Origin of the sequence: Streptomyces sp. SID13031 (assembly GCF_010548305.1) — a bacterium.
GTDB lineage: Bacteria > Actinomycetota > Actinomycetes > Propionibacteriales > Kribbellaceae > Kribbella.
Genome location: NZ_JAAGLV010000024.1, coordinates 1 through 12,549 on the forward strand (window position 1 = coordinate 1; position 12,549 = coordinate 12,549).

Consider the following 12,549-nt stretch of genomic DNA (forward strand, 5'->3'; position numbering starts at 1 on the left):
GTCCAGCACCAACCGCCGACGCTCCGGCGACAACTTCGATCTCCCCACAACAGCCCTCCAACTCTGAAAGGCGTTGCGACAATCCCCTGACACCAGGGTCGCCAGGTGCAAGTTTGTTTCCACCTAAGCCCTTCCCTCAAAGGGTTCCTAGCTCGGCTGGCTGTCCCGAGCGACAGGACATAGTCGGCCGTTCGGCCGGCCACCACGCTCACGAAGGGCTGCGGCCGGCAGCGGTAAAGGCACTATGTCCTGTCGGTCGGGACACTGCAGATCATCGTCGAGGCAGATGCCGATCCGCGTGTTCAAAGGCCATTACCCAACAGGTAATCGCAGTGCCATAGCCGGACCGAGGGCGAGCGTAGCCGGTCGTCTATCCGGCTGCGCGGGCCGTGGTCCGGGATTCGAGGACCTTGGCCAGTAGGCGGTGTAGTTGTTGCTGTTCGCGGTCTCCGAGGGCGGTGAACGGGGAGCGCGCGTAGGCGCCGGCGAGGAGGCGGTCCCTGGATCGCTTGCCTGCTCTGGTCAGGACGAGGGTGCGGACTCTTCCGTCCTGGGGATGGGGCGCTCGCTTGGCGAGACCCTTCTCCTCGAGTTTCGCGCTGAGCAAGGTGACGTTCGACGGGTCGCACTGCAGCCGGAGGGCCAGTTCTCGCAGGGGCACCGGATCCGCCTGTGGGTCGATGAGCCACAGCAGGTTGGCCTGCGATTCGTTCAGGCCCTCCTTCTCGACGACTTCCTTGGTCATCGCGGTGACCAGGGAATTCAGCCCGAGCAGTTGTTCGACCAGGACGGCATTCAGCTCGAGGTTCTCCATCAGCCGATCATACTACTTGAGCTGCTCAACTATATTCGCTAGGCTGCGAGTTCTCCACCTCAGGGATGACTCGCGCCGGCGCAGGCTCATCACATCGCTCGATGGGTGAAGCGCCCGGCGGCTCTAGCGTCGAGGGCAGGACCGATCGACGGGAGAGCAGTAGATGATCGAAGTAGCAGGACTGACGAAGAGGTACGGCGACCGGGTGGCCGTCGACGACCTCACCTTCACCGTGCAGCCAGGGAAGGTGACCGGCTTCCTGGGGCCGAACGGTGCAGGCAAGTCGACGACCCTGCGGATGATCCTCGGCCTGGACGCGCCGACGGCAGGAACGGCCCTGGTCGACGGGAAGTCGTACGCCGACCACAGGGCTCCGATGCGCGCGATCGGCGCTTTGCTCGAAGCGCGGTCGATGCACGGCAGCCGCAGTGCCCGCAATCATCTCCTGGCGCTCGCCGCAACCACTGGGATCAAGGCGCAGCGGGTGGACGAGGTGATCGAGCAAGTCGGGCTGACCGACGTCGCGGGCAAACGCGCGGGCCAGTTCTCACTCGGCATGGGCCAGCGACTCGGAATCGCCGTCGCCCTGTTGGGCGATCCGGCGACGATCATGCTGGACGAGCCGGTCAACGGCCTCGACCCGGAAGGCATCCGCTGGATCCGCGGCCTGCTCCGCGGACTGGCCGTGGGCATCTACAAGCGCTACTTCGATCTGATCGCCAACGGTCGGAAGACCACCGAGATACGGGTCAACGACTCCAGCCGCAAGAACATCAAGGAAGGATCGCTGATCCGGTTCCGCTGCCAAGGCGACCAGCTCCTCACCCGCGTCACCCGCGTCACCCGCGTCACTCGCTACGCCGACTTCGATGCAATGTTCGACCGCGAGTCCGTGGCATCGGTCAACCCATTGGCCACCCGCGAAGAGCAACTCGCCAACATCCGCCAGATCTACCCACCCGAACGCGAAGCCCTCGGCGTCGTGGCCATCGGCATCGAACTCCTCGACCCGCCCCGGGCGCCTGACGCAATTCCCCCGGCCGAGGCAGAGAGTCAATCGACGTCCAGATCAACACCGTCTCATTGATCGATCTACACCGTGACGACCGCAGGTACATATGGCAAATCCGAGCAGCCCGCGACACGGCTGCAGTCGCTAAGCGGGCGACGGAGGAGGTCGCGCGACCAGGGGTGGGCGGGAGCGGGCGGCGGAGGGAGCGTAGCGAGTGGAGCTGGACGGGTCGGAAGGAAGTACTAGCTGACGAAGACGGCGGTGGGTTTGGCTAGGGGGCCGTGGGGTTCGTACAAGGCTAGGAAGGTGCCGTCGGGGGCGAACATGGCGGTTTGCTGGTCGGGGGTCAGCTTTAGGCCGGGGAGGGGGCGGCCGGTGCGGATGGCGGTGGCCTGGTCTTCGTCGGCGTCGAAGCGGGGGAAGGTGTCCGCGGCGACGTCTGCGATGGGGAGCATGACGAAGGACTCCCCCAGGGACTCGAGAGTGTGGGCCGATGAGATGTCGAAGGCGCCTACGCGGGTTCGGCGGAGGGCTGTGAGGTGGCCGCCGACCTCCAGGTCGGCGCCTAGGTCGCGGGCCAGGGCTCGGATGTAGGTGCCGCTGGAGCAGTCGACGGAGATGTCGACCTCGATGCCGCCGTCGACAGCCCGGACGTCTAGTACGTCGTACCGGCTGATCGTTACGTTGCGGGCCTTCAGGGTGACTTCTTCGCCGGCTCGGACGCGTTCGTAGGCGCGTTTGCCGTCGACTTTGATCGCCGAGACCTTCGACGGGATCTGGGAGATCGGGCCGCGGTAGGCGGCGACGGCGGTTTCGATCGCCTCGGCGGTTACCTCGGCCAGGGCAGCGGGAGACGCCGTCGGCTCGATCTCCCCCTCGGCGTCGTCCGTGGAGGACGTGGCGCCGAGGAGGATGGTCGCGTCGTACGACTTGTCTGCCAACTGGAGATGACCCAGCAGGCGCGTGGCCCGGTTGAGTCCGACCACCAGTACGCCGGTGGCCATCGGGTCCAGCGTGCCCGCGTGACCCACCTTGCGCGTGCCTGCCAACCGCCGGACGCGAGCGACCACCGTGTGCGAGGTCAGCCCCGCCGGCTTGTCCACGATGACGATTCCATCGGCAGTCGAGGCATCAAAGGCAACAGAGTCGACAGTCACGTCGACCGCGTCACTCGTCGTCGGAGTCATCGTCCTCGCGGCGCTTGTACGGGTCTGCGTCGCCGGCCGGCTTGGCGCCGGCGGCGGACTTGGCTACCTCGGCGTCGGCCTGGCGGGCCTTTGCCAGCAGCTCTTCGATCTGGCCGGCGGTCTCCGGGACCGCGTCCAGGTAGAACGCCAGGGTCGGGGCCCGGCGCAGGCCGAGGGCCTTGCCGACCTCGCTGCGGATCAGCCCACGGGCCGACTCCAGCGCGGCCGCGCTGGAGACGCGGTCCTGCTCACCGCCGTACACCGTGTAGAAGACGCTCGCCTCGCCCAGATCGGCGGTCAGCTTGGCGTCCGTCACGGTGACGAAGCCGAGCCGCGGGTCCTTGATCCGGCGCTCGAGCAACTCCGCGACCAGGACCTGGATCCGGTCGGCCAACTGCTTCGCCCTTGCTTGGCCCATCAGGGCTCACTCCTTCTGTGTCCTGCTTGACGTCCATCATGCGTAACGTCCGGGGTGACGGTAGCGAAACCCGTCACCCCGGACGTTACTAGTGCCTCAATGCTGTGCCCAACGACGGGCAGATCAGCTGCGCGGCTTCTCCCGCAGTTCGAACGCCTCGACGACATCGCCGAGCTTGATGTCGTTGTAGTTCTGCACGGTCAGACCACACTCGAAGCCCTCGCGGACCTCGGACGCGTCGTCCTTGAACCGCTTGAGCGACGACAGGTCGCCGTTCTCGACCACCACGACACCGTCGCGGATGAGCCGCACCTTGGCGTTGCGCTTGATGACGCCACTGGTGACCCAGCAACCGGCGATGTTTCCGACCTTCGAGGAGCGGAAGATCTCGCGGATCTCCGCCGTACCGAGCTTGAACTCCTCGTAGATCGGCTTGAGCATGCCCTTCAGGGCAGCCTCGATGTCGTCGATCGCCGAGTAGATGACCGAGTAGAACCGGACATCCACGCCCTCGCGCTCGGCCAGGTCCCCGGCCTTGCCGGCCGGCCGCACGTTGAAGCCGATGATGACGGCGTTCGACGCGATAGCCAGGTTGATGTCGTTCTCGTTGATCGCACCGACGCCGCGGTCGATGACGCGGAGGTTGACCTCGTCGCCGACCTCGATCCGCACCAGTGCGTCCTCGAGTGCTTCCACCGAACCGGACACGTCGCCCTTGAGGATGAGCAGGAGCTCCTGGCTCTCGCCCTTCTCCATGGAGGCCATGAAGTCCTCGAGCGTACGACGCACGCGGCGCTTGGCGTTCGAGGCCGCACGGGCTCGCGCTTCCCGCTTCTCAGCGATCTGGCGGGCCATCCGGTCGTCGTCGACAACGAGGAAGTTGTCGCCGGCTCCCGGTACGCCGGACAGACCCTGAACCAGGACCGGTCGCGACGGCAGCGCCTCGGTGACGTTGTTGCCGTGCTCGTCGAGCATCGCCCGGACCCGGCCGTACGCCGGACCCGCGACCATCGAGTCGCCGACCCGCAGCGTTCCGCGCTGGACCAGCACGGTCGCGACGGGGCCACGGCCCTTGTCCAGGTGCGCCTCGATCGCCAGACCCTGCGCCGGCTGATCCGGGTTGGCCCGGAGATCCAGCGAAGCGTCGGCGGTCAGGACGACGCCCTCGAGCAGGCCGTCGATGTTCAGTCGCGCCTTCGCGGAGACGTCGATGAACATCGTGTCGCCGCCGTACTCCTCGGGGACCAGGCCGTACTCGGTCAGCTGACCGCGCACCTTGACCGGGTCGGCGTTCGGCACGTCGATCTTGTTCACCGCGACCACGATCGGGACGTTCGCCGCCCGGGCGTGGTTCAGTGCCTCGATCGTCTGCGGCATCACGCCGTCGTCGGCCGCTACCACCAGGATGACGATGTCGGTGGCCTGCGCACCACGAGCACGCATGGCGGTGAACGCCTCGTGACCCGGGGTGTCGACGAAGGTGATGGCGCGCTCCTTGCCGTCCACCTCCGTGGTGACCTGGTAGGCACCGATGTGCTGGGTGATGCCACCGGCTTCCTTGGCCACGACGTTCGCGTGCCGGATCGCGTCCAGCAGCTTCGTCTTACCGTGGTCGACGTGACCCATCACGGTCACGACCGGCGGACGGGCCGCCAGGTCCGCTTCGCCACCGTCGTCGGTGCCGAAGTCGATGCTGAACGACTCGAGCAGCTCGCGGTCCTCGTCTTCCGGGGACACGACCTGGATGTCGTAGTTCAGCTCGGTGCCGAGCACCTCGAGCGTCTCTTCGTTGACGGACTCGGTCGCGGTCACCATCTCACCGAGGTGGAACAGCACCTGGACCAGCGCCGCCGGGTCGATACCGACCTTCTCGGCGAAGTCCGTCAGCGACGAGCCACGAGCAAGCTTCACGACCTCGCCGTCACCGTGCTTGACGCGCACGCCGCCGACGGCCGGAGCCTGCATGTTGTCGAATTCCTGGCGCTTGGCGCGCTTGGACTTGCGACCACGACGGGCCGGACCACCCGGACGCCCGAAGGCACCCTGTGTTCCGCCACGGCCCCGGTTGCCCGGGCCCGGACGACCGCCGCCGCCACCACCGGGGGGACCGCTGGGGCCACCACCCGGACGGAAACCGCCACCGCCACCGCCGCCGCCACCGGGACGCGGAGCGCCACCGGGACCGCCGCGAGCGCCACCGGGACCACCGGAGCCGCCGCGTGCACCACCGGGACCACCAGAACCGCCGCCAGGACCTGACGGGCGGCCGGTGAACGTACCGGCTGAAGACTTCGGCATCATTGCCGGGTTCGGACGCGGTGCGCCCGGAACTCCGCCACCTGACGGACGCGGACGGTCGGAACCGCCGCTACGGGCCTGCGCCGGCCTCGGCGGCATACCTGCCGGGCTACCGCTGCCACCCTGGGCCGGGGCCGCCGGAGCGCCACCCGGACCCGGACGTGCGCCACCGCGCTGCATGCCCTGGGTCGAGCTGAAGGGGTTGTTGCCCGGACGCGGTGCACCCGGACGGCCACCGGCGGCACGATCGCCACCGGGAGCTCCCGGACGCGGAGCGCCACCCGGACGGGGTGCACCCGGACGCGGCGCGCCACCAGGACGCGGAGCACCACCCGGAGTACTCGGACGGGCCGAGCCACCCGGACGGGGCGAATCGCCCGCAGGACGCGGAGCGGACGGGCCGGGACGCTGAGCCGGAGCCGAAGGCGCCTCGGAGGCGGCCGGAGCCTGAACCTCGGGCGTCTGCGGAGCCTGTACTACCGGTGCCTCTGCTGCCGGAGCCGGAGCGGCCGGGGCCTCGGCGGCCTTCGCCGCGGGAGCCTCGAACGCCGGCGTGGCAACGGGGGCAGGGGTTTCGACGCGCGGACCAGGCTTCGGGCCGGGACGCGGTCCCGGACGGGCCGGAGCCGGCGTCGCGGGGCTCGCCGGGGCGGAGCTGACCGGAGCCGGGCTGCTGGCGACCGGGGCCGGGCTGCTCGGGGCAGCCGTCTCGGTGACCTCGGCGCCGGACGTGCCTGCGCTCGCGGCGGTCTCGACCACCGTGGGCTCAGCCTTGACCGGAGCTGCCGGTACCGGCGCTGCGGCCGGTGCGCTGGTCTCCGCGGCCGGAGCCTGCGGAGTGGCCGGGGTGACCGGTGCGGTCGCCTGCGGCGCTGCTGAGGTGCTGGCGGCGGCCGTCTTGGCCGCGCGCTTCTTCGGCGGGTTCTTCTCGAACTCTTCCGCCAACCGTCGGACGACGGGTGCCTCGATCGTCGAGGACGCCGATCGGACGAACTCTCCCATGTCGTTCAGCCTGGTCAGGACGACCTTGCTGGTAACTCCGAGCTCTTTCGCGAGCTCGTAGACTCGGACCTTTGCCACTACTCTCCCTCTGGTCCGAGCCTGGGGGGCCGCGGACCGTTAGTTGACGTACATGCTCATCGCATTGCACTCATCGTTCGACACTCATCGAGTGGTCATGAGTCGATGACCCGCCTTCATGTCTTCACGGTTTTCACCATGGGCGGCCAGGCGGCCGCTCTTCTTGAAGCAACTCATTACTGCTGCTCGACCTGTGCCCGCACGAGCGTCAGATCAAGCGGACCCGGGACCTTGAAGGCCCGCGGAAACGCTTTTCGCCGCTCGGCGAGGTCGAGACACTCGGTCACCGGGTGCAGATGCGCCCCACGGCCGGGTGCCCGATGCGCGGGATCCGGGAGGACAAGTCCTCCGGACACCGTCATCCGCAACAAGCCGGACGGGCTGTCTCGTTTCCGACACCCGATACAGGTGCGCTGCTGAACCTTCTCAGAGCGCGCTTCTGCAGTTTGGATCGCAATTCCTCAGGGTGTGGTGACGACTCAGTCGACCGACCGAGAGATCAGTCTACCTTCTCGTCCCCACGAGTCACATCCGTATCCGGTCTGATGTCGATCCGCCACCCGGTCAGCCGGGCCGCCAGGCGGGCGTTCTGCCCTTCCTTGCCGATCGCGAGCGACAGCTGATAGTCCGGTACGACGACCCGCGCGGCGCGGGCCGCCGCGTCCACGACCTCTACCGAGGAGACCTGCGCGGGCGAAAGCGCATTCCCGACGAAGGTCGCCGGGTCGTCGCTGTGATCGATGATGTCGATCTTCTCGCCGTGCAGCTCGTGCATGATGTTGCGCACCCGCTGGCCCATCGGGCCGATACAGGCGCCCTTGCCGTTCACGGACGGGTTCAGCGTCCGGACGGCGACCTTGGTCCGGTGCCCGGCCTCGCGCGCGATCGCGGTGATCTCGACGGTGCCGTCGGCGATCTCCGGCACCTCGAGCGCGAACAGCTTCTTGACCAGGTTCGGGTGCGTCCGGGAGACGGTGATCTGCGGGCCCTTGAAGCCCTTGCGGACGCCGACCACGTAGACCCGCAGCCGGGAGCCGTGCTCGTACTTCTCCCCGGGCACCTGCTCCGGCGCCGGCAGTACGGCCTCGATCTTGCCCAGGTCGATCATCACCGATCGCGGGTCGCGGCCCTGCTGGACGATGCCCGACAGGATGTCGCCTTCCTTGCCCGCGAACTCGCCGTACCGGACCTCGTCCTCGGCGTCGCGCAGCCGCTGCAGGATGACCTGCTTGGCCGTGGTGGCGGCGATCCGGCCGAAGTCGGCGGGGGTGTCGTCGAACTCGCGCGCGACCGTGCCGTCCTCGGCGATCTCCTTGGCGTGCACAGTCACGTGCCCGCTCTTGCGGTCAAGCTCGACCCGGGCCTGCTGCTGCGCGCCCTCGGTCCGGTGGTAGGCCACCAGCAGGGCCTGCTCGATCGCCTCCACCACGATCTCGAAAGCGATGTCCTTCTCGCGTTCCAGGGATCGCAGGACGGCCATGTCGATATCCATCAGTTCTCCTCTACCGCGCCGTCAGCGGCGGATTCTGGTTCAGGTTCGTCGGTGCCGGCGGGCCGGTTGAACTCGATCTGGATCTTGGCCTTCGTCACATCGCCGTACGCGATCGTCCGCGGGCGTCCCTTGACGTCCAGCTCGGCGGCCTCGTCGGTGGCGGCCGTGATCCGGCCCGTCACCTTGCCACCGGCCACCAGGGTGACCTCGACCAGGCGGGAGATGTTGCGGCGCCAGTGCCGCGGCAGCGTGAGCGGCCGGTCGACGCCAGGGCTCGACACCTCCAGCGTGTACGCGCCGTTCCCCATCACCTCGTCGGCGTCGAGCGCCTTGGAAATGGCCCGGGTCACCTCGGCGACGTCGTCCAGGTTGATACCGCTGTCGCGGTCCACCAGTACCCGGAGCAGTCGCCGCTTGCCGATCGGCGTGACTTCGGCGACCTCCAGGTCGCAACCGAACTGCTCGACGATCGGGCGCAGGAACTTTTCGAGGCTCTCAGGGTCCGTGTGGTCAATTCTTCGGCTCACAGGTAGACCTGCCTCTCTCTCCAGTTGTGTGCACCCCGTTTTTGTGGCGCAGTGCGGCCCCGGCGTTCCAACCGAGGGCAGTGGGCCATCATATCCGGCCCGCCGGAGTGGCTGAGCACATACCTGGGTTCGGGTTAGGGTTTCGGCCTATGCCGAACGATCCTGAGCCCCTCACTCGCTGGACGGCAGCGCTGGTCTCCCGCCGGACAACCCTGCGGACGGCTGCCCTGTCCGCCGGTACTGCGGCCCTGCTCGCGGGCTGCAAAGACGACCCGGACGGCCCTGCGGCTGGAGGCGGCACCCAGAGCGGCGGTACGAAGGGTCCGGACGGCACCAAGCAGCCCGAGCCGAGCACCGACCCGGCCGTGGTGGCCGCCATGTCGACCGCCGCCGGCCAGGTGGCTCAGGTCGCCCAGCGGCTCACGGCGGCCGGCAAGCGCTACCCCGCGTTGGCTGCTCAGTTCGCGACCGCTGCGAAGTACCACGCTCAGCATCTGGCGAAACTCAACGAGGTATCCGGGGCCGCGCCGGCGACCGTCGCCCAACTGCCACCGCTGCCGCAGGGATCCGCCGCCGCGCTGGCAGACCTGGCGACGCGCGAGCAGAAGCTGTCCGTCGCACACGCGACCGCCGCCGCGAAGCTGTCAGGGACGAACGCGCGCCTCCTCGCGATGGTCGCCGCCTCCGAGACCCAACTGGCCGCCTCCTTTACCGTCAAGAAGAAGCAGGCTGCCCGGTGACCCAGGTTGAGGCGCTCCAGGCAGCCCTGGCCGGCGAGCACGCCGCCCTGTACGGCGTCGGCGTGGCGGGCGGCAAGCTGAGCGGGGCCAAGTTCCAGGCGGCCAACGAGCTCTACGAACAGCACCGCAGGCAACGCGACAAGCTCGCCGACCTGCTCACCGCGGCCGGGGAGACTCCGGTCGCAGCCGAACCGGCGTACGACCTGCCGATGGCTGTGACGACCGCGCAGACCGCGGCAAGCCTGATCCTGGTGATCGAGCGCCGCCTGGCCGCCGTCTACGGCGACCTGGTCGAAAACGCCGAGGAAGCGCCGGTACGCGCCCTGGCGATCCAGAACCTGCTCACCACCTCGTCGGCGCAAGTCAGCTGGGGCAGCGCGCCGGTTGCTTTCCCCGGCGCGGTCTGACTCCGTCACCAAGGGTTAGCTCGGGCGCCGGTTGGTGGACACCGGAGTACTGGAGACTGCCGGGCATGAGGCTGGGAGAGCTGGCTCGTGGGCGGCGGCGGTTGGCGGCGTACTGGGGTGCGACCGTCGTACAGGTGGCTGCTGTTGCCTTTGACATCAAAGTGCTGAAGCAGGCCAGCAAGGTGACGTTGATGCCGTTGCTGCTGTCGTGGACGCGGGCGCAGGACGACATCCCCCCGCTGATCCAGGCTGCTCTGCTCGCGTCGGCGGCCGGCGATCTGCTACTGGAGACCGATCTGCAACTAGCTGGCATTGCCGCGTTCGCCGCAGCCCATGCTTGCTACCTCGCGGTGTATCTGTCCAAGCCGGGCGAGCGGTCGTGGCGGGTACTGGCGGCGTACGGCGCGTTGTGGGCGGCGCTGATCGCGCTACTGTCGCGCGATCTCGGGTCGCAACGAGTACCGGTCGCCGCCTACGCATTGTTGCTGACGGCAACCGCTGTCGCCTCGAAATGGCACGGCCCGCGCAGTGGGCTCGGTGGCGCGCTGTTCCTCGTCTCCGACGCGCTCATCGCCATGCGCCTGGCCGGCCGCGACTTCCCCGGACGCGGCGCCCTGGTGATGTCCACCTACGCCACCGGCCAGTACCTGCTGGCCTCGGGCGCCAGGAAGCGGGAGCATCCTTCACAATCGGTGCATGGCTAAAACCCCTTGCCCGTGCGGTTTGCCCGCACCGTACGCCGACTGCTGCGGAAGCATCCACGACGGCCGTACGGCGGCGACGACGGCCGAGCGACTCATGCGCTCGCGCTATACCGCGTTCGTAGTACGCGATGCGCCTTATCTCCTTCGCAGCTGGTACTCCGCAACCCGCCCGCGCGACCTCCAGCTGGAAGACGACATCGAGTGGACCGGCCTGGAGATCCTGAACACCACCGGCGGCAGCCCCTTCCATACCGAAGGCACCGTCGAGTTCCGCGCGAACTACATCGCCGAAGGCGAACCGGGTAACCAGCAAGAGAACAGCCACTTCACCCGAGAGGCCGGCTCCTGGGTCTACACAGGCCCGGCGAGCCGCGCCCCGGGGCGGTAGGCGCGGCTGGCCGGGGGGTCAGCGGCGGCGGCGGCGCCAGGGACCGGTGATGGCGAAGGTCAGGCCGGGGGTGTAGATGTTGAAGAACATCGTGCGGCCGTCGGCGGAGAAGCCGACGCCGGTCAGTTCCCCGTACTCCGGGGCTTCGGGGGTGCCGTTGTTGACCCGGTTGCGGGCGAACTTGAAGACCTGGCCGTCCTCGGTGGTACCGAGCATGTGCTGCTCGCCGAGGCCGTCCTCGCACATCATCAGGCCGCCGTACGGTGACATCGTGATGTTGTCGGGGGCATCGAACTCGGGGTCGTCCGAACCGGGCGAGGGACGGGTGAAGATCACTTCGAGGCGCAGCGTCTTGCGGCGCGGGTCGAACTTCCAGACCTGGCCGTCGTGGTTGACCTTCGGGCCGAGCTCGGTCCGGGCGAACGACGAGACGAAGTACACGCAGCGGTCCAGGGCGCCCCACCAGCAGCCCTCGAGCTTGTAGCCGCCGGTGATCGGCTTCGCATAGTCCTGCGCGCGCACCGACTCGGTGGTGGCCAGCGGGTCGGGCACTTTCACCCACTGCACGTTGTGGAAGAGCGAACCGGGCTCCTGTACTACGGAAAGGTCCGGCAGCCCGTCGATGTGCATGGCCTGGAGCTCGCCGCCGGCCCGCAGACTCCCCCAGCCACCGCGGGGGCGGTTCGGGAGGAAGCGGTAGAAGCCGCCGAGCGGTGCGACGAAGGCGTCCTCGGTCTCGTAGACGATGCCGTTGGACGGGTCGATCGCCACGGCCTCGTGCTGGAACCGGCCCATCGCCTTGAGCGGCGTCGGGTGCAGGTTGCGGCGGTCGTCGTACGGGTCGACCTCGAAGATGAAGCCGTGGTCCTTGGTGTAACCGCTGACTCCGGCCTTGAGCTCGGTCTCCTCGCAGGTCAGCCAGGTGCGCCAGGGGCTCGGGCCGCCGGAGCAGTTGATCGCTGTCCCGCCGAGGCTGACGTACTCCTTCGTGGCGTGGCTGTGCCGGTCCACGACCAGCGTGCTCGTACCACCGGCGCCGCCCGGGTCGTAGGTGCGCTCGGGCGGAGCGACGACCTTGATCGGGGCGGTCGGGCTGCACTCGTGGTTGCGGACCAGCCGGCTGCCGCCGTGCCGGTCGGGGAAGGTCCCCATGCCGTCGAAGCGGGACGGCACCTTGAGCCCGTCCGGCCGGACCGTCCCTTCCCGCGAGACGATTCTGTAGCTGAACCCCTTCGGCAGATCGAGCATGCCTTTCGGGTCCGGGAGCAGCGGGCCGTAGCCGACCTTCGGGCCGGACGTGCCGAGCGCCGGCTCGGCCGTGTACAGAGCTTCCACCGACCCGGCAACACTGACGGCAACACCCGCCGCGGCCGCGCGAGCGACGAACTGGCGTCTGGACAGGGGGTTCTCAACAGTCACGGGCGGTCTCCTTGTCAGCACAAGCAGTGGTCGCCAGTGAACTTACGGTGAACGGCACCCGAA

At 68.4% G+C, this 12,549-nt stretch carries 13 protein-coding genes; 5 read left to right on the forward strand and 8 right to left on the reverse strand.

Features of this window, described 5'->3' with window-relative positions; translation table 11 throughout:
- Positions 1-370 precede the first annotated feature (370 nt).
- The gene (locus tag G3I17_RS34545; protein ID WP_164602668.1) at positions 371-814 is read right to left on the reverse strand and encodes a MarR family transcriptional regulator; all 444 of its coding nucleotides are present in this window, start codon (positions 812-814) and stop codon (positions 371-373) included.
- A 163-nt stretch (positions 815-977) separates the two neighbouring features.
- On the opposite strand from G3I17_RS34545, the gene G3I17_RS34550 reads away from it, so the two are divergent.
- On the forward strand, positions 978-1,901 hold the full coding sequence (locus G3I17_RS34550; protein ID WP_164602670.1) for an ATP-binding cassette domain-containing protein: 924 nt from the start codon (positions 978-980) through the stop codon (positions 1,899-1,901).
- Positions 1,902-2,068: 167 nt separating this feature from the next.
- On the opposite strand, the gene truB is transcribed toward G3I17_RS34550, so the two are convergent.
- The 6 genes from truB to rimP all read right to left on the reverse strand — a co-directional run bounded on the left by truB (position 2,069) and on the right by rimP (position 8,828).
- Complete coding sequence (truB, locus tag G3I17_RS34555) at positions 2,069-3,013, reverse strand: tRNA pseudouridine(55) synthase TruB (RefSeq protein WP_164602672.1); 945 nt, start codon at positions 3,011-3,013, stop codon at positions 2,069-2,071.
- Entirely contained in the window at positions 2,994-3,434 is a 441-nt protein-coding gene (gene rbfA / locus G3I17_RS34560; protein ID WP_164602882.1) for a 30S ribosome-binding factor RbfA, read from the reverse strand. Before rbfA ends, truB begins: the two co-directional genes overlap by 20 nt.
- A gap of 120 nt (positions 3,435-3,554) precedes the next feature.
- Positions 3,555-6,809 carry a translation initiation factor IF-2 gene (gene infB / locus G3I17_RS34565; protein ID WP_164602674.1) on the reverse strand — a complete coding sequence of 1,085 codons (3,255 nt, stop codon included), beginning with the start codon at positions 6,807-6,809 and terminating at the stop codon, positions 3,555-3,557.
- A 176-nt stretch (positions 6,810-6,985) separates the two neighbouring features.
- Complete coding sequence (locus tag G3I17_RS34570) at positions 6,986-7,267, reverse strand: YlxR family protein (RefSeq protein WP_343238531.1); 282 nt, start codon at positions 7,265-7,267, stop codon at positions 6,986-6,988.
- A gap of 41 nt (positions 7,268-7,308) precedes the next feature.
- Complete coding sequence (gene nusA, locus G3I17_RS34575; RefSeq protein WP_164602676.1) at positions 7,309-8,301, reverse strand: transcription termination factor NusA; 993 nt, start codon at positions 8,299-8,301, stop codon at positions 7,309-7,311.
- On the reverse strand, positions 8,301-8,828 hold the full coding sequence (gene rimP, locus G3I17_RS34580; protein ID WP_164602678.1) for a ribosome maturation factor RimP: 528 nt from the start codon (positions 8,826-8,828) through the stop codon (positions 8,301-8,303). The genes nusA and rimP overlap by 1 nt, the downstream gene beginning before the upstream one ends.
- 149 nt (positions 8,829-8,977) lie before the next feature.
- On the opposite strand from rimP, the gene G3I17_RS34585 reads away from it, so the two are divergent.
- From G3I17_RS34585 to G3I17_RS34600, 4 genes are all read left to right on the forward strand, one after another.
- Positions 8,978-9,568 carry a cell division protein FtsK gene (locus G3I17_RS34585; protein ID WP_164602680.1) on the forward strand — a complete coding sequence of 197 codons (591 nt, stop codon included), beginning with the start codon at positions 8,978-8,980 and terminating at the stop codon, positions 9,566-9,568.
- Positions 9,565-9,975: a ferritin-like domain-containing protein gene (locus G3I17_RS34590; RefSeq protein WP_164602682.1), complete on the forward strand. Its 411-nt coding sequence runs from the start codon at positions 9,565-9,567 to the stop codon at positions 9,973-9,975. The genes G3I17_RS34585 and G3I17_RS34590 overlap by 4 nt, the downstream gene beginning before the upstream one ends.
- Before the next feature lie 65 nt (positions 9,976-10,040).
- On the forward strand, positions 10,041-10,679 hold the full coding sequence (locus tag G3I17_RS34595; RefSeq protein WP_164602685.1) for a lysoplasmalogenase: 639 nt from the start codon (positions 10,041-10,043) through the stop codon (positions 10,677-10,679).
- Positions 10,672-11,067, forward strand: a complete 396-nt coding sequence (locus G3I17_RS34600) for a YchJ family metal-binding protein (RefSeq protein WP_164602687.1) — start codon at positions 10,672-10,674, stop codon at positions 11,065-11,067. The genes G3I17_RS34595 and G3I17_RS34600 overlap by 8 nt, the downstream gene beginning before the upstream one ends.
- Positions 11,068-11,085: 18 nt before the next feature.
- Here G3I17_RS34600 and G3I17_RS34605 read toward each other — a convergent pair whose 3' ends face one another.
- On the reverse strand, positions 11,086-12,486 hold the full coding sequence (locus tag G3I17_RS34605) for an alkaline phosphatase PhoX (RefSeq protein WP_164602689.1): 1,401 nt from the start codon (positions 12,484-12,486) through the stop codon (positions 11,086-11,088).
- Positions 12,487-12,549: the final 63 nt, after the last annotated feature.